Here is a 23,848-nt window from a genome sequence, read left to right on the forward strand (position 1 = left end):
ACAACCGGGGCCCGCGTCGCTCGCCAGTACGATGGCCCCCGTGACTTCGACGGTGGAATCAGGCTCGGCGGGCGCTGTGGGCGCTGCTGCCGATGCTGTGGTGCCCTCCGATTCGGGCCGCACCTACCAGGTACGCACCTACGGCTGCCAGATGAACGTCCACGATTCGGAACGGCTTGCTGGGATGCTCGAAACGGCCGGTTACCGCCGCGCGGCCGACGGAACTGACGCCGACATCGTCGTCTTCAACACCTGTGCGGTCCGCGAGAACGCCGACAACAAGCTGTACGGCAACCTCAGCCACCTGGCGCCACGCAAGCGCAGCAATCCCGACATGCAGATAGCGGTCGGCGGCTGCCTGGCGCAAAAGGACCGCGATGCGGTGCTGCGCAAGGCGCCCTGGGTGGACGTCGTCTTCGGCACCCACAACATCGGGTCACTGCCCACGCTGTTGGAGCGGGCCCGGCACAACAACGAAGCCCAGGTCGAGATCGCCGAAGCGTTACAGGAATTCCCGTCGTCACTGCCGAGTGCCCGCGAATCCGCTTATGCCGCTTGGGTTTCCATCTCAGTCGGGTGCAACAACAGCTGCACGTTCTGCATCGTGCCGTCGTTGCGCGGCAAAGAGGTCGACCGCAGCCCGGCCGACATTCTGGCCGAAGTGCGGTCGCTGGTGGATACCGGCGTGCTCGAGGTCACCCTGCTCGGCCAGAACGTCAACGCCTACGGCGTCTCATTCGCCGATCCGGCCATCCCGCGCAACCGGGGCGCCTTCGCCGAACTGCTGCGGGCCTGCGGCGACATCGACGGCCTGGAACGCGTCCGGTTCACCTCGCCGCACCCGGCCGAGTTCACCGACGACGTCATCGAGGCGATGGCGCAGACGCCCAACGTGTGCCCGGCCCTGCACATGCCGCTGCAATCGGGATCGGACCGGATTCTGCGCGCGATGCGGCGCTCCTACCGTGCCGAGCGCTATCTCGGCATCATCGAACGGGTACGGGCGGCCATGCCGCACGCCGCCATCACCACCGATCTGATCGTCGGTTTCCCCGGCGAGACCGAAGAAGACTTCGCCGCCACTCTCGACGTGGTGGCCCAGGCGCGTTTCGCGGCCGCGTTCACCTTCCAGTACTCCCAGCGCCCCGGCACGCCGGCCGCCGAACTTCCCGACCAACTGCCGAAAGCCGTTGTGCAGCAACGTTATGAGCGGCTGGTCGAACTACAGGAGCGGATCTCGCTGGAGCACAACCGCGCGCTGGTGGGCCAGACCGTCGAGCTGCTGATCGCCACCGGCGAGGGACGCAAGGACAGCCGCACCGCGCGCATGACCGGCCGCGCCCGCGACGGCCGGCTGGTGCATTTCACCGCCGGCGACCAGCAGGTGCGTCCCGGCGATGTCATCACCACCGTCGTCACCGACGCCGCGCCCCACCACCTGATCGCCGACGCCGGCATCCTGACGCACCGCCGCACCCGCGCCGGCGATGCGCACGCTTCGGGTCCAAGCGGCGTCGTACTGGGTATGCCTGGTGTCGGGGTGCCCGTCGCCGCGCCGGCCCAGCCGGCCGGTTGCGGCGCACAGGCCTGTAACTGAACGGAGATTCACGTGGCGGAATTCGACGCCTACCGGTCTGAAATCGAGGCGGCTGAACGCCGGGTTGCGCGCGAAATCGAGCCCGGGGCCAGAGCTCTCGTTGTCGCGATCCTGGTGTTCGTCCTACTGGGATCGTTCATCCTGCCGCACACCGGCGGCGTGCGGGGCTGGGACGTGCTGTTCAACAGCCACGGCGCCGGGTCGGCCGCGGTCGGCCTGCCGCAGCAGGTTTTCACCTGGCTGGCACTGGTGTTCAGCGTCGGCTTCTCGATCCTGGCCCTGCTGACCCGGCGCTGGGCGGTGGCCTGGGTGGCTCTGGCCGGTTCCATGCTGGCCAGCGGCACGGGGCTGTTGGCAGTCTGGTCTCGCCAGACCGTGTCGGCGGGCCACCCCGGACCGGGCATCGGGCTGTTCGTCGCGTGGATCACCGTGATACTGCTGACGTTTCACTGGGCGCGGGTGGTTTGGCAACGCACCATCGTGCAACTGGCCGCCGAGGAGGAGCGCCGGCGCGTCGTCGCGCAGGATCAGTCCAAGACCCTGCTGGACAGTCTGAACACGGACACCGCCGGCCCCGACGAGCCGCGGTCCGGCGCCGAACCGAAAGACGCCTAAGAGACCTTCGGGTCGACGCTTAAGACCTGCGGGTCAACGCCTGGGCGGCGGCATCGGCCCATTGACGCCACTGCTCGGCGTTCGCTTTGGCCTCGTCGGCTTCCTTGGTCTTTCCCGCCGCGGCCGCCTTGGCAGCCTGCTGCTCGAATTGCTCTGCGCGGGCCCGGAACTGCTCGGCGCGGGCCTGCGCCTGCGGGTCGGCCCAGTCCGACTCGCCGGCGTCGCGCACCTTCTTCTCGATGGCCCGCAGTCGGCGCTCCAATTCGGCGGAGCGCTCGCGGGGCACCTTGCCGATCGCGTCCCACTTGTCGGCGATGTTGCGCAGGGCCGCCCGTGCGGCGTCATGGTTGCTGGTGTCGATCTTCTCGGCCTCGGCCAGCAGCGCCTCTTTCGCGGTGGCATTGGCGCGGAACTCGGCGTCCTTCTCCGCGGTGACGGCGTTGCGCGCGCTGAAGAACGAGTCCTGAGCGGCCTTGAACCGGCGCCACAGGGCGTCGTCCATGTCCTTGCTGGCGCGGCCGGCGGCCTTCCACTCGGTCAGCAGCTTGCGGAACTCCGCGCTGGTAGCGGTCCAGTCGGTCGAGTCGGACAACGCCTCGGCTCGCTCGCACAACCGCTCTTTGGCCTGGCGCACGCCGGACCGCTCCCGGTCCAGTTCGGCGAAGTGGGATCCGCGCCGCCGATTGAAGATCTCCCGGGCCGCGGAGTAGCGCTTCCACAAGGCGTCGTCGACCTTGCGGTCCAGCCCGGTGATCGTCTTCCATTCGTCGAGGATCGCCCGCATCCGGTCGCCGGCGGACTTCCACTGCGTCGAGTTCGCGGCCAGGTCCTCGGCTTCGGCGGCGAGCGCCTCCTTGCGCGCGGTCTGAGCGGCGCGGTGCTCCATGCGCCGGGAGCGGTGCGCGGTGACATAGACGTCGATGCGGGCGCGAATGTCGGACAGCCGGCCTGCCAGCGCGTCGATGTCGCCCAGCACGCAAGCGGTCGGCAACGTTTCGAGCAGGGCGCCCGCGTTGGCGTTGATCTTGCGGGGATCCCCGGTGCCCGACACCAACCGCTCCTCCATCAGGGCGATCTCGGTGCTCAGATCGTCGTAGCGTCTGCCGAAATAGGCGAACGCCGCCTCGGCGTCACCGGCCTGCCACGAACCGACGACCCGTTCGCCGGCCGCGCTGAGCAGCCACACCGTGCCGTCGTCGTCGACACGGCCGAATCGGTGCGGATCGCTGTGGGGCAACGTCGACGTCGGATGTGCCGACGCGTGGGCGGTGGGCCGGGGCGCTGCACCCGGCCGGGGACCGGGTCGCGGTCCGGGCCTCGGTCCCGGAACCGGTCCAGGAACCGGTCTGGAAGCCGGTTGGACTGTTGCTGCGTCGTTGCTGCTGGGCTGCTCACCCGTCATTGCGCTCGTCACCTACCCTCTGCCAGTCGCGCGGACGACTTCCCGCGCAGCTGCCGCGCGAAGCGGCACCCGTCCGATCGGCGACTCTGGTGCGTACCACCGCGGTTTCCGACCGGTTTCCAACAAGTATTCAAGCAGCTTGACCGGCGGTGCGCCGCCACCTTCCGATCACCGGTGCTTTTTCCACCAGGCGTCGAGCTGTTCCAGGGTGGGACCCTGCGGGTCTCCCTGGGTGAGCGCGATCATCAGTTGGGCCTCGTTGGTCCACACCAGCGACGGGCTGCTGTCCTGGACCGCGCAGAATGCCCTGCCGCCGATCTGCGGGCTGTCGGCGTGGTGCCATTCGGCGGGTGACTTGGCCTCATCCGGGCAGTTGACCATGATGTCGGTGCGCAGCAGCCCGTCGAAGAACTGCCGCAGAGTTTCGGTCTCGCCGAATACCGTGAACACGGCGCGATTGGGGCCGCCCGGGTCGATGTTCTTGTCGCAGATCACCCGTGCCAGCGCATCTTTCGGCGGCAGGAAGGGCTTGCAGGCCCCTGGCGCGTACCCGAGCGGCAGCAGGCTGAGCAGGCGCGCCAGGGCGTCCGCCGACCCCATCGCCGGTGCGGCCGCCGAGGTTGTGGTGGTTGGGGCGACGGTCGTGGTTCTGGGCGCCGCGGTGGGGCTCGGGCGCAGGCTGAGCCTGATGCCCTGTGCGGCCAGCAGCAGGAGGACCACCAGGACGATCGCTCCGATCAGCACCCACGGATTGCGCAGACGTGCGCTCAGGGATGCCGGGTGCCGGGCGGCCGGGCGCGGCTCGGGCCTGAATTCCGGCGCTGCTTCGGGCTCGGCCGGGGAAACGGGCTCGGCCGGGGAAACGGGCGGCGGGGGAGGGAGCGGTTCAGCGGGCGGAGCGGGGGTCTCCGGTTGGGACGCCGAAGCGACCAGGCCCTTGGGCAGGATCAACGGTGCCGAGACGTCCAGGTCGCGTTGCGCTGTCAACGATTCCGGGTCCGGCCCGCCCTCGAGGGACTGCGGCAGCGCCACGGAGGCCGTCGTCACCTCAACCTCCTCCGGCCGCGGCCCGGACTGCTCGCTGCGCTTGAGGATGCGGAACTCCTGCGCCTGGTGCGGCCCACTGAGCGCCTGGTGTGCCGCGGCCGCCAGCTCGCCCGCGCTGGCGAAGCGTTCCTCCGGGCGCTTGGCCATTCCGCGCGCGATCACCGCGTCGAATGCAGGCGGAATACCCGGGCGGAGCTGGCTGGGACGGGGAATGGGCGCCATCAGGTGCGCGGTGATCAGCATTCCCGCGCTGTCGGCCCGGTACGGCGGCGTCCCGGTCAGGCATTCGTGCAACACGCACGTCAGCGAATAGATATCGGCGCGATGGTTCACCTCGGCGTCGGAGAACCGCTCAGGGGCCATGTACCGCCAGGTCCCGACGGCCGTGCCGATCTGCGTCAGCTTCTCGTCGGTGGCCGCGCTGGCGATCCCGAAATCCACCAGGTAGACGAAGTCGTCCTGGGTGACCAGGATGTTCTCCGGTTTGACGTCGCGATGCATCACCCCGGCGGCGTGGGCGGCATCCAATGCGGAAGCCACCTGATGCACCAGGGCCACCGCCCACGGCGGTGTCACCGGTCCGAACCGCTCCAGCAGCAGGGCCAGGTGGGTGCCTTCGATCAGGCGCATGTCGAGGTACAGCTGGCCGTCGATCTCGCCGTAGTCGTGGATCGGCACGACGTGGGGTTCCTGCAACCGGCCGGCGTTGCGAGCTTCCCGTTGCATGCGCATCCGGAATACCGGGTCGTGGCTGAGCCGTTCGCTGAGCAGCTTGAGCGCGACGACCCGTTGCCGGACGGTGTCGACCGCCTCGTACACCTCACCCATGCCGCCGACGCCGAGCTGCCGCTTGAGGAAATAGGGCCCGAATCGGGTCCCCACTCGTGAACCGTGCGCGGAGCTCATCGTCGACTCCTCAACCCAACGGGCAAATGCACCGATAACCCCACCCGGTCGACTTAACTACCGCATCGCGCGGTCAAGCAACCATGACGGTAATTCCTCGTCAAACCGGCCGCACCAATAATGCAGCATCCACCCCAAGCTGGAACCGTTCCGTTAGCTGTGTTGCCTGCGTGACGGGCGATCGCTGCGACCGTGGACCATTTCCGGCGGAAATTCCGGTTGTGTCGCTTATCCAGCGCAGACCAGTCATTATTGAACCGCTAACGGGCGATTTCGGTCCGGCTTTCGGCGGGAGGTCAGCGGTGGGCAACGTCGATTACGGGGTCGAATATGCGACGTTGCTGGCACTGGTCGCCGCACTGCTGGCCGGCGTCAGCTATGTGATTCTGCAGCGGTCCGCACAACAGGTCACCGAGGAACAGGTCGGACATCTCGCTCTCTTCCACCTGTCGCTGCGACACGTCCAGTGGTGGTTGGGCAGCCTGGCGGCGCTCGGCAGCTTCGTCTTCCAGGCCCTCGCGCTGACCATGGGGTCGGTGGTGCTGGTGCAATCCCTGCAGGCCACCGCGTTGCTGTTCGCGCTGCCGATCGACGCCCGGCTGACGCACCACCGCTGCACCGCCAAGGAGTGGATGTGGGCGATCCTGCTGGCCGCCGCGGTCGCGGTCATCGTCCTGGCCGGCGACCCCACCGCCGGCTACGCGCGGGCTCCGCTGCACACCTGGGTCGTGGTTGCCGCGGTCATGGTTCCGGGGCTGCTGCTGTGCGTGCTGGGTGGGCGGCTGGCGTCGGGCACCACCTCCGCTGTCCTGCTGGCGCTGGGCTCGGCGTCGGCGCTGGCGGTGTTCACGGTGTTGACCAAGGGCGTGGTTGCCGAACTCGGCAAGGGCTTCGAGCAGGTGGCGCGGGCCCCCGAACTGTACGCGTGGATCGCGGTCCTGCCGATCGGGTTGATGCTGCAGCAATCGGCGTTGCGGCACGGGGTCCTGACCGCGACCCTGCCGACGATCACCGTGTCCAGACCGGTGATCGCGTCGGTGCTGGGGGTGACCGTGCTGGGCGAAGTGGTGCACGCCGGGGAGGGCCAGGTACTGACCCTGGCCGCCGCGGTGACCGTGGTTATCGTCGCCACCGTCGCGCTGGCCCGTGACGAGGCAGCCATGCTGGCGCCGTCCCGCGATGGCGTGGAAACCGCAGGCCAGTTGGCCGTTTCCGGACCGGGCCGGCCGGGCGGCGGCGGGTAACGAAACGGTTCCCGTTGAGTTGCACGTGATAGCGATCGAGTGCGGCCGGGTACCGTTACCTAGGACCTTCGGTCGGGCTTTCACAGCTGCCTCTTAGCTGATTCTGGGAGGATCTCAGCTCGGTTCGAAAGTCTGAGCGGAGCACGATCACTGTCCAGACCAAGGGCAGAGCCATAGAGTGTTTGATGAACTGCCGGCGAACATCGCGGGAACGCCGGTGGCGAAGTTGGGGAATTGAGGGTCGCCATGTCAATGGTCGGAATCTCCGCGATTATCGCGTTGTTTGCCGCGCTCGCTTCAGCAACCGGCGACGTGATTCGTCAGCGCTCGGCTCACGAAATCACCGATGAAGAAGAAGTCGGCCACCTCAAGCTGTTCGGCATGTCGCTGCGCGACGCCAAGTGGTGGACGGGCGGCGGGTGTGCGGTGCTCAACTACAGCCTGCAGGCGATGGCCCTGGCCTTCGCGTCGGTGGTATTGGTGACCGCGTTACAGGTGACGGCGCTGCTGTTCGCCCTGCCTATCTACGCCCGGCTCGCGCACCACCGGATCACCCGGTCGCAGTGGCTGTGGGCGACGGTGTTGGCCGCGTCTCTGGCCGTGGTGATCATCGTCGGCGATCCGGCCGCCGGCCATGACCGGGCACCGCTGAGCACCTGGATCGTGGTGGCGGCGGTGATGGGACCGATCCTGGTGTCCTGCGTGGTGGCGGCCAAGGTGTGGCACGGCCGTCCTCAGGCCGCGGCGCTGCTGGCGCTGGTGGCCGGTTCGTCCTTGGCGCTGTTCGCCGTGCTGACCAAAGGGGTTGTCGACGTTCTGCACCACCAGGGTCTGTGGGCCGCCGTGACCACCCCGGAGTTCATCCCCTGGCTGGTGGTGATGCTGTGCGGGATGATCTTCCAGCAGTCGGCATTCCGCGCCGGTTCGCTGACCGCCTCGTTGCCGACGATGACCGTCGCCAAGCCGGTGGTGGCGACGATCCTGGGGGTCCTCGTGCTCGGCGAGACGCTGGACGCCGACGGTCCCGAAGGTTTCGTGCTGGCCATCGCCGCCGCTGTGGTGATCACCGCGACGGTGGCGCTGGCCCGCGGCGAGGCCGCCAACATGGAAGCCGACGCCGAAGAAGCGCATCGGACCGACGGGCCGGAAAAGGCAGCCCCGGTCATCACCGCCGCTGACGGGTAGGCCACAGCCTCGAACACCCCGGACGCCGAGACGTTAGTTTGATGGCGTGCTGAGCGCGATCGCCATCGTCCCGTGCGCGCCGGTGCTCGTTCCCGAACTCGCCGGAGCAGCGAGCGCCGAGGTCGCCGATCTCGCAGCCGCCGTCCTCGTCGCGGCGGCCGTGTTGCCGGCCCGCTGGGTTGCCATCGGAACCGGTCCGGCCGACGTCGTGATCGGCCCTGACAGCGCGGGCACCTTCGCCGGATTCGGCGTGGACGTGCCGGTCCGCCTGTCGCCGCCGGCCGCAGGCGTCGCCCGGGACATGCCGCTGTGCGCGCTGCTGGCCGGCTGGCTAAGGGGCCAGGCGCGACCCGACGGCTCGGCCGCAGTGCACGTCTACGCAGCCGATGACGACCCCGCCACCGCGGTAGGCCGCGGTCGGCAGTTACGGGCCGAGGTCGACGGACAGGCGGACCCGATCGGTGTCCTGGTCGTGGCCGACGGTGCCAACACCCTGACGGCCAGGGCACCCGGCGGCTTCGACCCGGACGGGGAAGGCGCCCAGCGGCTCTTGGACGACGCGCTGGCAGGTGGCGATGTCACCGCGCTGAGCCGTATGCCGCAGCGGATCCTCGGCCGGGTGGCGTTTGCGGTGCTGGCCGGACTGGCGGACCCTGGCCCGCGCTCTGCCAAGGAGCTCTACCGAGGCGCCCCCTACGGGGTGGGCTACTTCGCCGGCGTCTGGCAGCTGTGAGACCGCTGGCGATCATCGGGCCAACCGGCGCCGGCAAGTCGCAGTTGGCGCTCGATGTCATCGAAAGACTCGGCGGTGCAGCCGAAGTCGTCAACGCCGACGCGATGCAGCTCTACCGAGGCATGGACATCGGGACCGCCAAACTGCCCCTCGACCGGCGCCGCGGCATCCCGCATCACCAACTCGACGTCCTCGATGTCACCGAAACGGCGACCGTGGCCCGGTATCAGCAGGCGGCGGTCGCCGACATCGAAGCGATCCAGCGCCGGGGAGCTGTGCCGGTCGTGGTCGGCGGGTCCATGCTCTACATCCAGTCGCTACTGGACAACTGGACGTTCCCCGCGACCGATCCGGGGGTGCGCGCTCGCTGGGAGCAGCGGCTGGCCGACATCGGGGTCGCCCGGCTGCATGCCGAACTCGCTCGTCGCGACCCCGCCGCGGCGGCCGTCATCCTGCCCACCGACGGTCGCCGCACGGTCCGGGCGCTGGAGGTGATCGAGCTGACCGGCCAGCCGTTCGCGGCGTCCGCGCCGCGCATCGGCGCCCCTCGCTGGGGCACGGTCATCATCGGATTGGATTGCGAGACAACGCTTCTGGATGAACGGTTGGAGCGCCGCACCGAGCTGATGTTCGCCGAAGGGCTGGTCGACGAGGTACGCACCCTGCTGGGCCGCGGCCTGCGCGACGGGGTCACCGCGTCGCGGGCGCTGGGCTATGCGCAGGTGCTGGCGGCCCTCGATGCCGGTGGCACGCCGCAGTTGCTGCATGCGGCGCAGGAGCAGACGTTCGTCGGAACCCGCCGTTACGTGCGGCGCCAGCGCTCCTGGTTTCGCCGCGACCACCGCGTGCAGTGGATCGACCCGGCCGGTTCCGACGCCGTCGAGGAGGTCGTGCGGGCGTGGCGGCACGTATCCTGACCGGGTGATCCGCGCCGACGACAATGCTGCCGGCCCGGATCGAGGCGGCATCGAGGAGCGGCGCCCATGATCTTCGCCAAGGGCCACGGCACCCAGAACGACTTCGTGCTGCTGCCTGACGTGGAATGCCAGGTGGCGCTGTCCGTTCCCAGGGTGGCGGCCTTATGCGACCGGCGCCGCGGCCTGGGTGCTGACGGTGTCCTGCGGGTGACCACCGCCGGCGCGGCGCTGGGCTCCGGGGTCCTTGAACGCCTGCCGGACGGGGTCGGCGAATCGGACTGGTACATGGACTACCGCAACGCCGACGGGTCGACGGCGCAGATGTGCGGCAACGGCGTGCGGGTGTTCGCGCACTACCTGAGGGCCAGCGGGCTGGAGTCGCGCGACGAGTTCGTCGTGGGATCGCTGGCCGGGCCGCGACCGGTCACCCTGCACCACGTCGATGCGACCGACGCCGATATCGCCGTGGACATGGGCAAGGCCAACAAACTGGGCACCGGCGAAGCGGTGGTGGGCGGCAGGCGCTTCACCGGCGTGGCTGTCGACGTCGGCAATCCGCACCTGGCGTGCGCGGATCCGGGGTTGACCGTGGACGCCCTGGCGGCGCTGGACGTCGCAGCGCCGGTGCAGTTCGACGCCGAACAGTTTCCCGAGGGCGTGAACGTCGAGGTGCTCACCGTCCCGGCCGGCGGCCTGGTCTGCATGCGGGTGCATGAGCGCGGCGTCGGCGAGACCCGCTCGTGCGGCACCGGAACGGTGGCGGCCGCGGTCGCCGCGCTGGCGACCACGGGCGCCGACACCGGCGTCCTGACCGTGCGGGTGCCCGGCGGTGACGTCACCGTCACCGTCACCGAATCGACCAGCTTCCTGCGCGGGCCGTCGGTGCTGGTGGCGCACGGCGAGGTGAGTGGGGAATGGTGGCGCGCCCAGGAGCGTTAATTCAGATGCATGACGCCGATTCGGCGTGCAACATTGCTAATTGCCTATGAAAAATTCTGATTCGTTTCCCGAATTTCCTGACCGCACTGGGCCGGAGCCCAGCACCGGCGAGCTTGCCCTCGAAGACCGATCGGCGCTGCGCCGGGTCGTCGGGCTGTCGACCGAACTCACCGACATCTCCGAGGTCGAGTACCGCCAGCTGCGGCTGGAACGCGTGGTGCTGGTCGGCGTCTGGACCGAGGGCACCTCGGCCGACAACCAGGCCAGCCTGGCCGAGTTGGCGGCGCTGGCCGAAACCGCCGGTTCCCAGGTGCTCGAGGGGCTGATTCAGCGCCGCGACCGCCCTGACCCGTCCACCTACATCGGGTCGGGCAAGGCCCAGGAGCTCCGCGAGGTGGTGCTGGCCACCGGCGCCGACACGGTGATCTGCGACGGTGAGCTGTCACCGGCTCAGCTGACCGCGCTGGAAAAGGCCGTCAAGGTCAAGGTCATCGACCGCACCGCGCTGATCCTGGACATCTTCGCCCAGCACGCCACCAGCCGGGAAGGCAAGGCGCAGGTCTCGCTGGCGCAGATGGAGTACATGCTGCCGCGGCTGCGCGGCTGGGGTGAGTCGATGTCGCGGCAGGCCGGTGGCCGGGCCGGCGGCAGCGGCGGCGGTGTGGGCCTTCGCGGCCCCGGTGAAACCAAGATCGAAACCGACCGGCGCCGCATCCGCGAACGCATGTCCAAGCTGAAGCGCGAGATCAGAGCGATGAAGCAGGTGCGCGACACGCAGCGCAGCCGCCGCCTGCACGCCGACATGCCGTCGATCGCCATCGTGGGCTACACCAACGCCGGCAAGTCCAGCGTGCTTAACGCACTGACCGGGGCCGGGGTTTTGGTCCAGGACGCGCTGTTCGCCACGCTGGAACCCACCACGCGGCGAAGCGAATTTGATGACGGACGGCCGTTCGTGCTCACCGACACCGTCGGCTTCGTGCGCCACCTGCCCACCCAGTTGGTGGAGGCGTTCCGCTCGACTCTGGAGGAGGTGGTCGACGCGGACCTGCTGGTGCACGTCGTCGACGGCTCCGACGTCAACCCGCTGGCCCAGATCAGTGCGGTCCGTCAGGTGATCTCCGACGTGGTCGCCGACCACGGAGCCGAGGCGCCCCCGGAATTGGTGGTGGTGAACAAGACGGACGCGGCGGGCGATCTGATGCTGGCCAGACTGCGCCACGAACTTCCCGGAGCGGTTTTCGTCTCCGCCCGCACCGGCGACGGGATCGACGGGTTGCGACGGCGGATGGCCGAGCTGGCGGTGCCGACCGACACCGCGGTCGACGTCATCATCCCGTACGACCGCGGCGACCTGGTGGCGCGGGTGCACTCCGACGGCCGGGTCCATCAGGCCGACCATCAGGCCGAGGGCACCAGAATCCAGGCGCGGGTCCCGGTGGCACTGGCCGCCACGCTGCGCCAATTCGGGTCGGAAGGCTAAGCAGGCGGACGCGCCCGCTCGACCAACCGCCCGGTTGGTATATGTTGGGCGCAAGAGTCTTCCACCTATGACAGCCGGAGGTCGCACCCATGGGCAGCGCCGTCAAGTACCAGCGCACACTTTTCGAACCCGAGCACGAGTTGTTCCGGGAGTCCTACCGCGCCTTCCTCGATCGCCACGTCGCGCCGTATCACGACGAATGGGAGAAGGCCCATATCGTCGACCGGGGCGTGTGGCTCGAGGCCGGCAAACAGGGCTTCCTGGGCATGGCGGTACCGGAGGAGTACGGCGGCGGGGGCAACCCGGACTTCCGCTACAACACGATCGTCACCGAGGAGACCACCCGCGGCCGCTACAGCGGCATCGGTTTCGGACTGCACAACGACATCATCGCGCCCTACCTGCTGCATCTGGCCACCGAGGAGCAGAAGCAGCGCTGGCTGCCCAAGTTCTGCACCGGAGAACTGATCACAGCGATCGCGATGACCGAGCCGGGTACCGGAAGCGACCTGCAGGGCATCAAGACCCGCGCGGTCAAAGAGGGCGACCATTACGTGCTGAACGGGTCAAAGACGTTCATCACCAACGGAATCAACTCCGACCTGGTCATCGTGGTGGCGCAGACCGACCCGGAGAAGGGTGCGCAGGGCTTCAGTCTGCTGGTCGTCGAGCGCGGCATGGAGGGCTTCGAACGCGGGCGCCACCTGGAGAAGATCGGCCTCGACGCGCAGGACACTGCCGAACTGTCGTTCACCGATGTGAAGGTGCCGGTCGAAAACCTGCTGGGCCAGGAGGGGATGGGTTTCATCTACCTCATGCAGAACCTGCCGCAGGAACGGCTGAACATCGCCGTCATGGCGGCAACAGCAATGGAAACGGTGCTCGAGCAGACGCTGCAATACACCAAGGAGCGCAAGGCATTTGGCAAGCCGATCGGCAGCTTCCAGAACAGCCGGTTCGTGCTGGCCGAACTGGCGACCGAGGCCACCGTGGTACGCATCATGGTGGACAACTTCATCGCGCTGCACCTCGATGGGAAGCTGACGGCCGAGCAGGCCGCGATGGCCAAGTGGTACTCGACCGAGAAGCAGGTTCATCTGATCGACCGCTGCCTGCAACTGCACGGCGGGTACGGCTACATGCGCGAATACGATGTCGCCCGTGCCTATCTGGACGCCCGGGTGCAGACCATCTACGGCGGCACCACCGAGATCATGAAAGAGATCATCGGCCGCGGACTCGGTGTCTAGCGTCTAACTTGCTTCGCGGTGCGCATCGTGGGCGCGCCGCAGGAGCGCCGCGAGCTCGTCGTCCCGGACGAACTTGTCGTCGTATTTGCTTGCCAGCGTGTCGATTTCGTGTTCCGCCTGCACCAGTTCGGCGTATGCCTTATCGCGCTGGACGGGATCGCCGGTGGTCGTCAGATATTCGAGGGCGTGCCGGCGTGCCCGGCTGACGGCGTTCTGCCTGCGGCCGCGCGCCGAAAACAACGACACCACCGTCGTTGTGAGCAGCACGGCGACGATCACCAGCAGCGACACCGTGATGCTCAACTCCACCACCGGGACCGGTTTGCCGTGGTTGATGAAAGGAAGGTTGTTGTCGTGCAACGCTTCCAGAATCAGCTTGACGCCGATGAAGCCCAGGATCACCGCCAGGCCGTAGGTCAGATAGACCAGTCGATCGAGCAGATTGTCGATCAGGAAGTACAGCTGCCGAAGACCCATCAGCGAGAACGCGGTTGCCGCGAAAACCAGATAGATGTTCTGGGTGAGACCGAACATCGCCGGTACCGAATCGAAAGCGAACAACAGGTCGGTGCCGCCGACGGCGATCATGACCAGCAGCAGCGGCGTCATCACCCGTCTGCCGTCCTGTACGACGAACAAGCCGTCGCCGTCGTAGTCCTTTGACGTACGCAGGAAGCGGCTGGCCAATCGGATGACCAGGTTGTCGGCGTTCCCGTCTTCGGTTTCCGCTGGCTTGGCGAGTTTTCCCGCCATGATCAGCAGCCCCAGCCCGAACAGGTAGAAGACCGAGTTGAAGTTATTCAGTAGTGCGCCGCCCAGGATGATGAAGACGGTGCGCGCGATGAGCGCGAAAGCGATGCCGAACAGCAGCACCTTCTGTTGCGCGACCCGCGGAACGCCGAAGCTGCTGATGATCAAGAGGAATACGAAAAGGTTGTCCACCGAAAGGGCTTCATTGCTCAGGTAGCCCGCGAAGTATTCGACGGCCATATGAGGGCTGCCCAAGACGGCGATGCAGATACCGAAAAGCACCGCTATTCCGATATAGGTTGCCGACCAGACGGCGGCCTCACGTAGCGTCGGCACGTGCGTCTTGCGTACCTGAAAGACATAGTCGAACAGCATCAAGCCGGCGATCAGGACGATGGTGATGGCCCAGCCAAGTGCGGAAACACCCATGCGCGCTGGATTTCCTCTCGCGGGATCGGCCGGCATGCCAGGCGGGATGTTGTCTCCGGCACGGTAACCCAGGTGACGCCGGTGGCGCAGCGCGGTTTCTCGCGACACGAACGCGGCGCGGCATCATTTCGACATCGGCTCGGTATCCGTTTCTGCACTATGTACGATTTGACTTCGCATATCTCGTTCGCTAGAGCAAAGTTATGCGAGCCCGGAAGCGATCCGCAGCGCGGCCGGGAAACGGCCCACGGCGGTGAATCCGCCTGCTCGCCAGGTGGGCAGGGCATCGGCTGGGAGGCTTGGTGAACGGGCAAAGGGGTCAATTGAGCAAGTTGGTCGGGCGTGCGCTGGTCGGCCTGTCGGCCGCTGCGTTGGCCACCGGGTTGGCCCTGGCGCTGTTTGCGCCCACCGCGTCCGCGTCGCCCATCGGTGACGCCGAGGCGGCCATGATGGCCGCGTGGGATAAGGCCGGCGGTGCCTCATCCACGCTCGGCGCCAGAAAAGGCGACGTCTATCCCATCGGGGACGGCTTCGCTCTGGACTTCGACGGCGGCAAGATGTACTTCACTCCCGCCACCGGTGCCAAGTACATGTTCGGCCCCATCCTGGACAAATACGAGTCGCTGGGCGGTCCGGCCAACAGCGATCTCGGCTTTCCGACCATCAATGAGGTTCCCGGACTCGCCGGGCCCGACAGCCGGGTGAGCACGTTCGCAGCCAGCGACAACCCGGTGATCTTTTGGACTCCCGATCACGGCGCCTTCGTGGTCCGCGGCGCACTCAACGCGGCTTGGGACAAACTCGGCAGCTCCGGCGGGGTGCTGGGGGCGCCTACCGGGGACGAAACCTACGACGGTGAGGTGGCGTCACAGAAGTTCACCGGCGGAGAGGTGTCCTGGAACAGGAAAACCAAAGAGTTCAGCACCAACCCGCCGGCACTGGCCGACCAGCTCAAGGGCCTGCAGATAGCGATCGACCCCACCGCCGCCATCAACATGGCGTGGCGGGCGGCCGGCGGCGCGAACGGCACGCTGGGCGCCAAGAAGGGCGGCCCGAATCCGATCGGTGGCGACGGCATCGTTCAGGAGTTCAACGGCGGCAAGATCTTCTTCAGCCCGGCGACCGGCGCGAACGCCGTCGAGGGGCCGATCCTGCAAAAGTACGAGTCGCTGGGCGGACCGGTCAGCAGCGATCTGGGCTTCCCGATCGCCAACGAGGCCGACGGCGGCATCAGCCCGGCCAGCCGGATCGCCACCTTCTCCGCCGCGGACAAGCCGGTGATCTTCTGGACTCCCGATCACGGCGCGTTCGTCGTGCGCGGAGCCATGAAGGCGGCGTGGGACAAGCTCAAGGGCGCCTCCGGCAAACTCGGTGCGCCGGTCGGCGACCAGACGGTCGACGGTGACGTCGTATCGCAGAAGTTCACCGGCGGCAAGGTGTCATGGAACCGCGCGAAGAACACCTTCACCACTGATCCGGCGAACCTCGCGCCGCTGCTGTCCGGCCTGCAGGTGTCGGGGCAGAACCAGCCCAGCACGTCCGCGTCGCCACCGCCCGGCAAGAAGTTCACCTTCCACTGGTGGTGGTTGGCGGCTGCGGTTCCGGTGCTGCTGCTCATCCTGATGTCCGTGCTGGTGGTGTTCGGCCTGCGCCGCCGCCGTGCCGGGCGGGCCGTTCCCGCTTACGACCGCGGCCATGACGTGGCCGACGAGTTCGACGCCGGCCCCGACGGGCGCTGGTCGCACGACGACGTCGGTTACGGGTCCGAGCGCTTCCCGCCCGTCGAGCACCACCCCGAAGAGCACGAGGTGCCGGAGTACGGCTCGGCGCCGCGAGTCAGCTGGTCCCGAGGGGGCGGGAGTGCGGCCGGCCCCGATGAGCGCGACCTGGGCGCCGAGGGCTATCACGACGAGCACGACGACACCGCCGGGTACGCCGACGATTACGCGCACCCCGACGACGATTTCGCGCACGGCGACGACGACTATTCGCACGGCGCCGACGATTACGCGCACGGTGCCGACGGCTTCGCGCACGGCGGCGACGACTTCGCGCGCGGCGGCGAGCAGGAAGCCGAGTTTGCCGAATACGACGAACACGACGAGTTCGAGGGCGACGAAGACCCGGACGCGGTGGACACCACCCCGACGCCGATCGTGACCCGCGGCGCCTTCGGCCAGTTGGTCCAGGCCGAGCCCGAGTTTGCGGAAACGATCTCGCCGGAAGACTTCGAGGCGGAGTCCTCGGTACCGCACAGTCAGGGTCCGGCCGCGCCGGAGGTTCCCGAAGCGCATCCGGAGCACGAATTCCCGGACATCTTCTACCCTCGCGGCGGCCCCGCCGAGGAAGAGGTGCCCGACGCAACCTCTGCCGACGCAACCTCTGCGGAGTCGCTCGCTGCGGAGCCAGGCGCCGCCGCTCCCGAGCCGAGGAAAGGCCGGCATGCCGCGGCAGACGACCCCGGCTATGCGCCCGCGGCGGCGGAGGCGGCCTATGCGGCGGCTCCGCGGGCCGAAGCGCCGCCGGGGGCAGACGGTGCGACGGTGCGTCCCACCATCCACTTACCGCTGGACGACGACCCGTACCGGGCCCCGGACGGGTATCCAATCAAGGCCAGCGCCCGATTCGGTCTGTACTACACGCCCGACAACGCGCTGTACCACGACACTCTGGCTGAAATCTGGTTCGCCAGCGAGGCAGTCGCCCAAGCAAACGGGTTTGTCCGCGCCGATTGATCGCCCGCTTGGGGAGCGGTTCGGCGCTACACCTTGCGGATGACGGTGACGACCTTGCCGAGCACCGTCGCGTCGTTTCCGGGAATCGGGTCGAAAGCCGGGTTGTGCGGCATCAGCCACACCTGACCGCCCGCCCGCTTGAATGTCTTGACCGTGGCCTCACCATCGATCATGGCCGCCACGATATCGCCGTTGTCCGCGACATTCTGCTGACGCACCACCACCCAGTCGCCATCGCAGATGGCGGCTTCCACCATCGAGTCGCCAACCACCTTGAGAAGGAACAGCGTCCCCTCGCCGACCAGTTCACGCGGTAGCGGGAAGACGTCTTCGACCGCTTCTTCGGCGAGGATCGGCCCACCGGCGGCGATGCGGCCCAGTACGGGCACGAAGGTGGGCTCCGGCAATGCGTCGGAGCCGGCCACTTCAGTGGTGGGCGGTGTCACGGCGTCGTCGGCCGCGCGCACGTCGACGGCTCGCGGTCGATTGGCATCCCGGCGCAGGTAGCCCTTGCGCTCCAGCGTGCGCAACTGATGGGCCACCGAGGAGGTCGACGTCAGACCGACCGCGTCACCGATTTCGCGGATGCTCGGCGGATATCCGCGGGTGGTGACCGAAGCGCGAATGACTTCGAGGATGGTGCGCTGCCGCTCGGTCAGCACGTTGTCGACGGCGTGCAACCGCCCGTCTGTGGTCGCCCGTTCGGACGCACTACCGGAACCGGCTCGATCAGCTACTGGGGGATCGTTGCTGTCGTTCATGCCACTGAATGTAACCGCACCCGACCCAAGAATCAAACATGTGTTCGACGAGCGTGTCGTGGCTGTCCATCCAGCCCTTCTATCGGCCCGGATCTGCGGAATCACAAGTGTGTAACTTTCGGATGGATGGGGTATCCGAAATCTATCCAGCTGGTTGCACCGACAAAACCTTGTCGGTGGTGAGGTCTACCGTTTTGCTCGTGCGACACGCGTCGCTCAGGTGTTCGATTTCGAACACCTGAGCGACTAGGGTCGAACGTACGAGCGATATTTAGTCGACCGGAGGCAACGACATGACAATCAGCTACGCGGGCCCGCAGCGCACCTGGAACGGCCAGAGGCTGGTGAACAGGCCTGCCAACAGGCCGATCGACGAGTCGACTCCTTATCGCTCCGGGCCGATCCGGTCGAACAGGCCGGGCCCCACGCGCCCGGCCGGCGCGCCCATGCGTTACCGGGGTACGGGCGTCGCCATGTCGACAGCGTCGCACCGTCGGCGCCCCGTCTCGGTGTTGACGACGGTGGGCCTGGCCCTGCTCGCCGGCGTCATCACGCTCTGGCTCGGCTTGATGGCCAACTTCGGGAGCGTGCTGAACGGTGAGCCCGCCGAAGCCTCGGCGCAGGTACCGGCGGCACTCGCCGTGGTCCGCGTGGAGCCGGGTGAGTCCTTGCAGCAACTGGCCGCTCGGGTCGCCCCCGGCGCACCGGTCCGCGACGTCGTGGAACGTATCCGCAATCTCAATGCGCTGGACTCCAACTCGGTGGCGGCCGGCCAGACATTGATCGCCCCGATCGGGTAAACGCCGTGTTGCAGGGCGAATACCGCTCTGCGCCAACGTTGCTCGGCCATGTTTGCCGGCTCGTCGACGGATCGTGCCAGCGGTGGCCACGCCGGGGGTGCACAGGTACTCTCGGGGTGGTTCTGCGGTACCCCGAAAGTCAGGCGCGGCAAAGGAGCGGTTATGCACTGCCCGTTCTGCCGACATCCCGACTCCCGGGTGATCGATTCGCGGGAGACTGATGAAGGCCAGGCGATCCGCCGGCGCCGGTCATGCCCCGAGTGCGGACGCAGGTTCACCACGGTGGAAACCGCAGTGCTGGCCGTCGTCAAGCGCAGTGGAGTCACTGAACCCTTCAGCCGGGAAAAGGTGATCAGCGGTGTCCGCCGGGCCTGCCAGGGCCGGCAGGTGGACGACGATGCGCTGAATCTGCTGGCCCAGCAGGTCGAGGACTCGGTGCGGGCCGCGGGACCGGAGGTGCCCAGTAACGAGGTCGGCCTTGCCATTCTGGGTCCGTTGCGTGACCTCGACGAAGTGGCGTACCTGCGCTTCGCATCGGTATACCGGTCTTTCTCGTCGGCCGACGACTTTGAGCGGGAGATCGAGGCGTTGCGTGCCCATCGCAACGTGTCGACTCCGGGTTGAGCCGACCCCTAGGCTCCAGACATGCCGGTCGAACTTCACCCCGATCTCGCAGCGCTAGAGCCACTGCTGGGCACCTGGACAGGGCGGGGTGCAGGCGAGTACCCGACGATCGAACCGTTCGAGTACCTCGAGGAAGTCACCTTTACGCACGTAGGCAAGCCGTTTCTCATCTACGGGCAGAAGACGAAAGCCCCCGCTGATGGCAAACCGATGCACGCCGAGACCGGCTACCTCCGCGCACCGCAGCAGGGGAGGGTGGAGCTGGTTCTCGCCCACCCGAGCGGCATCACCGAGATCGAAGTCGGTTCTTACTCGGTGACGGGCGAGGTCATCGAGATCGAGTTGACGACCACCGACATCGGGCTTACGCCGACCGCCAAAGAGGTGACGGCGCTGAGCCGTTCCTTCCGCCTCGACGGCGATCAACTGTCCTACTCCCTGCGGATGGGTGCGGTAGGGCAGCCCGAGCAACACCACCTGGCCGCGGTGCTGCACCGACAGCCCTGAACGTCAGTTCGCTTGTCGCACACCATCGTCGACGACCCGCCCGGCGACCTTCGCCCATCCCTCCGCGCTCCACGTGGTCGCGATCTGCGACCCGCGGCCCTGCGTGATCACGAGATCACGACTCAGGTATTCGGTGATCCGGACGGCCGCCGACCCGGTCGCCTCATCCTCGGTCACACCCAGATTCGATGCGAACATCCGGCTGCGCAGCGACCCGGTCTTCCGATCCGTCCACGCCCACAGATAGTGCGCGACGTCGTCGGGGAAGTCGGCGGGATCGGCCCGCAGCACCGCCTCCGGCGAATCCAGGTCGTGGATGGCGAATTCCGGCGCCCATTCCGCGGGCGCGCTGATCGCGGTGAAGTCACCGGAGTGACTCACCCTCACCAGCCCGGCGGGCACGTGCAACGTGTTGACCGGCGTTCCCCGCCGTCGCAACCACCACGACGCGCCGACGCACGGGTGGCCGGCGAAGGGCAGTTCGGTGCGCGGGGTGTAGATGGTCGCGCGCGCGGTCGTCGCGCCCTCTCCGGGCAATTCAACGAAAATCGTCTCGCTGTAACCCAATTGGTGGGCGAGTCGCTGGCGGTCGCCGGTGCTGACCAGGCTGGCGTCGACCACACCGAGCGGATTGCCGAAGTTTCCGTCCGCGTCGGTGAACACCCGCAGCACGGTGACGTCGATACTCATGACCCGACCCTACGAGGGTCGGTCAGGTGGCGCTGCGCTCGTCGGCTCCCATGGCGTTGAGAACGGCGACCCGGGTGTCGGTCGGCCCGGACACGGTGCGCTCACCACCACCGCTGCGCAACAGCTCGCGCAGGGCTGCCTGATCGTATTCGGGTGGTTCGGTGGCGTCGATGAATCGCTGGACGATATCCAGGAACCGCGCGGGGTCGTCGTGGAACGGGAAATGGGCGGCGTTCTCGAAGATTTCGAGCCGGGAACCGGGCATCGCGGCGTGCGCCATGTGGGCGTGCCGAACCGGGATCACCGAGTCTTTCTCGCCCCAGATGATCTGAACCGGAATCGCCTCGGTCAAATAACATCGGTCGAGCATCGTGACGATCTGGCCACGCCAGTCCACGACGGCACGCAGCGTGCGGGTGAACGCCGAGGACGCTGTCGGCTCCGGCAGGTCGTTCAGGATGCGCAGCATGTTGGGCAGATCCCGGCCGATGGCTGTCGAGCCGAGGGCCAGGCCCGCCAACTGGCCCAGCATCTGTACCGCGGGCAGCACCATGGGCAGTCGCAGCAGAGCCAGGGCCTCGGCGCCCAACGGCAGGGACGCGAACCGCAGGGCGATGTTGACGTCCTTGGTGACGCCGCCGGCGCCCACCAGGATCAGCCGGTCTACCAAATGCGGGAACTGGTAAGCGAATTGCATCGCGACGCCGCCGCCGAGGGAGTGACCGACGATGGTCACCCGTTCGATGTCGAGCACGCTGAGCAGGTCCCGCATGCCGTTGGCGTAGGCCGCGGTCGAGTAGTCGGCGCGCGGCTTGTCGGACCTGCCGTGACCGAGCAGGTCCGGGGCGATCACGGTGAATCGCTGGGCGAGCTTGGCGTGCACACCGGTCCAGGTGGTCGAGTTGTCGCCGATGCCGTGGATGAGCAGGATGGCCGGCCCGGACCCCGCGATCCGGAAGGCCCGCTTGTAGCCGTGAATGGTGCGGAATTGCAGCGACGGTGATGTCACTTCCCGCACCGGGCGGAGATTACGCGTCCGCTCGGTCATGTCGGCAACCTCGTTGTCGGGCCGGGTAGGCGTGTCGGAAGCGGTTACTTCGCGTTGTCGTCGTCGTCGAACTTCTTCTCAGCCTGCTGAGCCAGGAACCGCTCGAACTCGGCGCCAAGCTCATCGCCGCTAGGCAGGTCCTCGTCGTTGGTCAGTAAGGATCTGTTTTCCTGAGCGTCAATGAAGGCATCGTACTGGCGCTCGAGGGCGGCCACCACTTGAGCGACTTCCGCGCTTGCCTGGACCTGTTCGTCGATCTTGGCCCGAATCTCGGTGGCGGCCTCAGTGAGTGCGGTCAGCGGCAACTCCAGCGCTCCGGTTTTGGCCACCTGCTCGAGCAGTGCCTGGGCGGCGGCCGGGTAGTCAGTCTGCGTCAGGTAGTGCGGGACGTGGACCGTGAACCCGACGACCTCGTGGCCGTGCTGCGCCATGCGGTATTCCAACAGGTTGGAAGCGCTACCGGGAACCTGTATTTCGGAGATCCACGGCTGGAACTCCGCGATCAGGGCCGCGTTGTTGGAGTGCGCCGTCATGGTGACCGGACGGGTGTGCGGAACGGCCATCGGGACTGTGCCGAGTCCGATCGTCTGGCGCACCCCCAGTCGTTCGGAGAGCAGTCGTACGGCGGTGATGAAGCGCTCCCACTTCAGGTCCGGCTCCATGCCGGCCAGCAACAGAAACGGCGTGCCGACGGTGTCGCGCAGCGCGTACAGGCTCAGCTCGGGGTCATCGTAATTGGTGAAGTGATCGGTCTTGAACGTCATCAACGGACGTCGCGAGCGGTAATCCAGTAGTTCGTCGATGGCGAACGACGCGACCAGTTCGGTGTCCAGCGCCGCCTTCAGGTGACGCGATGCCAGCCGGATAGCGTGACCGGCGTCGGAGAAGCCTTCCAGGGCGTGTACCAACACCGGGCCGCGGCCATCGGACGTCGACAACACAGGCGCAGGGAACTCCAGCTCATACATGCCGGGTTGTCCTGGCTGGTACTCCTGCGCCTCTTCGGGGTCGTAGTGGTCGGACATCGGTGCTGCCTCCTCTCGGGGTCTCGCAAGGTCTCTCCAGGGTGCCCTGTCCAGTGTGGCTCAATCGATGCGGCTCTCCATTATCGACGACGCAGCCCCTTTTGCCGCCCCACTTAGCAACGCAGGAGGCGTAGTTTCTATTCGCTTGCCAGGCCCCGCTGTCAGGCATGATGGATGTCGATGCGCGCCGTGACGGGGATTCTGTGCCTGCCGGTCAGCCTGGCGGTGTTAGTTACGTCATGCGCCCGGCCGGCCCATCATGCGTCCGTCAGCACTACTCCGGCGCCTAAGCCCGGAAGCTCGGTGCAGCGGCTCAGCGAACCCGAGAGCGCGGCACCAGATCCACGGGTGGGCGCCATATTCCGCGGAGTTTCCCAGGAGGGTGGCAGTCTGCACGTCTGCACCGGGTCGGTAGTCCATTCGGCCGGCGGTGACCTGGTGCTGACCGCTGCGCACTGTCTGCTCGGCGAGATGGACGCCACCTTCGTTCCCGGTTTCGCCGGCGAGGCGACGACCACCGACACCTTCACGGTCGACGAGGTCTACTTCGACGCCCGCTGGATCGCCAGCCGGGATCCGCGCGCGGATTACGCGATCGCCAAGGTCCGCGGCGCCGGACCGGTGGAGCGGCGGGCGGGCGCGGCCTTGTCGCTGGGCGCCGCGCCGCCGGCAGGCAGCAGGGTGAGAGTCACGGGTTATCCCGCCGGCGTCGGCGGGCGGCCCATCGCCTGTGAAGGCGCCACCGGCGTGACCGAGGGCGGGTTTCCGTCGTTGCCGTGCAAGGGGCTGGTCGACGGAACCAGTGGGGCGCCGTGGATCAGCGGTTCGACGGTGGTCGGGGTGGTCGGTGGTTTCGAAGGCGGCGGCTGCACCGAAAGTGTCTCGTACTCAGCGCCTTTCGATGAGCGCACCACGCAGCTGCTGGCCCGTGCCGAAGCGGGCGGTCCTGGTGACAGCCCACCGGCCGACTATGACGACACCTGTTAGCGGCTGAGCCGATGGTGGCGACCCGCAGCGCCCGGCTCCGTTCGATGGCGGCGACCCGCAGCGCCCGGCTCCGCCGCGCTTGCGATCGCCGCGGCCGCGCTTGCGATCGCCACTGAGCCCGATGATGGCGACTCGCGGCGCCCGGCTGCGCCGCGCTTGCGATCGCCATTAAGC

Annotated in this window: 21 protein-coding genes; 14 read left to right on the forward strand and 7 right to left on the reverse strand. The window is 67.6% G+C overall.

Translation table 11 applies throughout. From position 1 onward, the window contains the following. The first annotated feature begins 40 nt into the window (after positions 1-40). Both miaB and C0J29_RS11350 read left to right on the forward strand, forming a co-directional pair. Positions 41-1,597: a tRNA (N6-isopentenyl adenosine(37)-C2)-methylthiotransferase MiaB gene (gene miaB / locus C0J29_RS11345; RefSeq protein ID WP_167482728.1), complete on the forward strand. Its 1,557-nt coding sequence runs from the start codon at positions 41-43 to the stop codon at positions 1,595-1,597. 6 nt (positions 1,598-1,603) lie between these two features. Beyond that, a complete protein-coding gene (locus C0J29_RS11350) occupies positions 1,604-2,212 on the forward strand; it encodes an Rv2732c family membrane protein (protein ID WP_065162613.1) in 609 nt (202 codons plus the stop codon). Positions 2,213-2,231: 19 nt separating this feature from the next. On the opposite strand, the gene C0J29_RS11355 is transcribed toward C0J29_RS11350, so the two are convergent. Both C0J29_RS11355 and C0J29_RS11360 read right to left on the reverse strand, forming a co-directional pair. Then, positions 2,232-3,614 (reverse strand): DUF349 domain-containing protein, encoded by a 1,383-nt coding sequence (locus tag C0J29_RS11355; protein WP_120792380.1) that lies wholly within the window; start codon positions 3,612-3,614, stop codon positions 2,232-2,234. Positions 3,615-3,782: 168 nt separating this feature from the next. Further along, entirely contained in the window at positions 3,783-5,567 is a 1,785-nt protein-coding gene (locus tag C0J29_RS11360) for a serine/threonine-protein kinase (protein ID WP_120792381.1), read from the reverse strand. 302 nt (positions 5,568-5,869) lie between these two features. Between C0J29_RS11360 and C0J29_RS11365 the strand changes: the two genes are divergently transcribed. From C0J29_RS11365 to C0J29_RS11395, 7 genes are all read left to right on the forward strand, one after another. Next, the gene (locus tag C0J29_RS11365) at positions 5,870-6,811 is read left to right on the forward strand and encodes a DMT family transporter (protein ID WP_120792382.1); all 942 of its coding nucleotides are present in this window, start codon (positions 5,870-5,872) and stop codon (positions 6,809-6,811) included. A 246-nt stretch (positions 6,812-7,057) separates the two neighbouring features. Further along, positions 7,058-7,996 carry a DMT family transporter gene (locus C0J29_RS11370; protein WP_065047125.1) on the forward strand — a complete coding sequence of 313 codons (939 nt, stop codon included), beginning with the start codon at positions 7,058-7,060 and terminating at the stop codon, positions 7,994-7,996. A 46-nt stretch (positions 7,997-8,042) separates the two neighbouring features. Continuing rightward, the gene (locus tag C0J29_RS11375; protein WP_120792383.1) at positions 8,043-8,729 is read left to right on the forward strand and encodes a class III extradiol ring-cleavage dioxygenase family protein; all 687 of its coding nucleotides are present in this window, start codon (positions 8,043-8,045) and stop codon (positions 8,727-8,729) included. After that, a complete protein-coding gene (gene miaA, locus C0J29_RS11380; RefSeq protein WP_120792384.1) occupies positions 8,726-9,646 on the forward strand; it encodes a tRNA (adenosine(37)-N6)-dimethylallyltransferase MiaA in 921 nt (306 codons plus the stop codon). Before C0J29_RS11375 ends, miaA begins: the two co-directional genes overlap by 4 nt. Before the next feature lie 66 nt (positions 9,647-9,712). Continuing rightward, a complete protein-coding gene (gene dapF, locus C0J29_RS11385; protein WP_120792385.1) occupies positions 9,713-10,585 on the forward strand; it encodes a diaminopimelate epimerase in 873 nt (290 codons plus the stop codon). A 46-nt stretch (positions 10,586-10,631) separates the two neighbouring features. Then, positions 10,632-12,068 carry a GTPase HflX gene (hflX, locus tag C0J29_RS11390; RefSeq protein ID WP_120792386.1) on the forward strand — a complete coding sequence of 479 codons (1,437 nt, stop codon included), beginning with the start codon at positions 10,632-10,634 and terminating at the stop codon, positions 12,066-12,068. 89 nt (positions 12,069-12,157) lie between these two features. Next, positions 12,158-13,318, forward strand: coding sequence for an acyl-CoA dehydrogenase family protein (locus C0J29_RS11395; RefSeq protein ID WP_065048727.1), 1,161 nt, complete (start codon positions 12,158-12,160; stop codon positions 13,316-13,318). A 3-nt stretch (positions 13,319-13,321) separates the two neighbouring features. Here the strand turns inward: C0J29_RS11395 and C0J29_RS11400 are convergent, their stop codons facing one another. Beyond that, entirely contained in the window at positions 13,322-14,497 is a 1,176-nt protein-coding gene (locus tag C0J29_RS11400) for a TerC/Alx family metal homeostasis membrane protein (RefSeq protein ID WP_065048729.1), read from the reverse strand. A gap of 302 nt (positions 14,498-14,799) precedes the next feature. Here C0J29_RS11400 and C0J29_RS11410 point away from each other — a divergent pair, with 302 nt between their 5' ends. Next, positions 14,800-17,232, forward strand: a complete 2,433-nt coding sequence (locus C0J29_RS11410) for an LGFP repeat-containing protein (protein ID WP_120792387.1) — start codon at positions 14,800-14,802, stop codon at positions 17,230-17,232. Between the two features lie 26 nt (positions 17,233-17,258). On the opposite strand, the gene lexA is transcribed toward C0J29_RS11410, so the two are convergent. Continuing rightward, positions 17,259-17,993, reverse strand: a complete 735-nt coding sequence (lexA, locus tag C0J29_RS11415; RefSeq protein WP_242460415.1) for a transcriptional repressor LexA — start codon at positions 17,991-17,993, stop codon at positions 17,259-17,261. 293 nt (positions 17,994-18,286) lie between these two features. On the opposite strand from lexA, the gene C0J29_RS11420 reads away from it, so the two are divergent. From C0J29_RS11420 to C0J29_RS11430, 3 genes are all read left to right on the forward strand, one after another. Continuing rightward, positions 18,287-18,793 carry a LysM peptidoglycan-binding domain-containing protein gene (locus C0J29_RS11420; protein WP_065048734.1) on the forward strand — a complete coding sequence of 169 codons (507 nt, stop codon included), beginning with the start codon at positions 18,287-18,289 and terminating at the stop codon, positions 18,791-18,793. Between the two features lie 162 nt (positions 18,794-18,955). Further along, the gene (nrdR, locus tag C0J29_RS11425) at positions 18,956-19,417 is read left to right on the forward strand and encodes a transcriptional regulator NrdR (protein ID WP_065048736.1); all 462 of its coding nucleotides are present in this window, start codon (positions 18,956-18,958) and stop codon (positions 19,415-19,417) included. Positions 19,418-19,438: 21 nt separating this feature from the next. Next, on the forward strand, positions 19,439-19,924 hold the full coding sequence (locus C0J29_RS11430; protein WP_120792388.1) for a peroxynitrite isomerase: 486 nt from the start codon (positions 19,439-19,441) through the stop codon (positions 19,922-19,924). A 3-nt stretch (positions 19,925-19,927) separates the two neighbouring features. Here C0J29_RS11430 and C0J29_RS11435 read toward each other — a convergent pair whose 3' ends face one another. The 3 genes from C0J29_RS11435 to C0J29_RS11445 are packed head-to-tail and all read right to left on the reverse strand — an operon-like array spanning position 19,928 to position 22,687. Further along, complete coding sequence (locus C0J29_RS11435; protein WP_120792389.1) at positions 19,928-20,614, reverse strand: PhzF family phenazine biosynthesis protein; 687 nt, start codon at positions 20,612-20,614, stop codon at positions 19,928-19,930. A gap of 22 nt (positions 20,615-20,636) precedes the next feature. Continuing rightward, entirely contained in the window at positions 20,637-21,662 is a 1,026-nt protein-coding gene (locus C0J29_RS11440; RefSeq protein ID WP_120792390.1) for an alpha/beta fold hydrolase, read from the reverse strand. A 44-nt stretch (positions 21,663-21,706) separates the two neighbouring features. Continuing rightward, on the reverse strand, positions 21,707-22,687 hold the full coding sequence (locus C0J29_RS11445; RefSeq protein ID WP_065048744.1) for a proteasome assembly chaperone family protein: 981 nt from the start codon (positions 22,685-22,687) through the stop codon (positions 21,707-21,709). Positions 22,688-22,861: 174 nt separating this feature from the next. Between C0J29_RS11445 and C0J29_RS11450 the strand changes: the two genes are divergently transcribed. Beyond that, the gene (locus tag C0J29_RS11450) at positions 22,862-23,674 is read left to right on the forward strand and encodes a trypsin-like serine peptidase (RefSeq protein ID WP_065048745.1); all 813 of its coding nucleotides are present in this window, start codon (positions 22,862-22,864) and stop codon (positions 23,672-23,674) included. The last annotated feature ends 174 nt before the right edge of the window (positions 23,675-23,848 follow it).

Origin of the sequence: Mycobacterium paragordonae (assembly GCF_003614435.1) — a bacterium.
In the GTDB taxonomy this organism is placed as follows: Bacteria; Actinomycetota; Actinomycetes; order Mycobacteriales; family Mycobacteriaceae; genus Mycobacterium; species Mycobacterium paragordonae.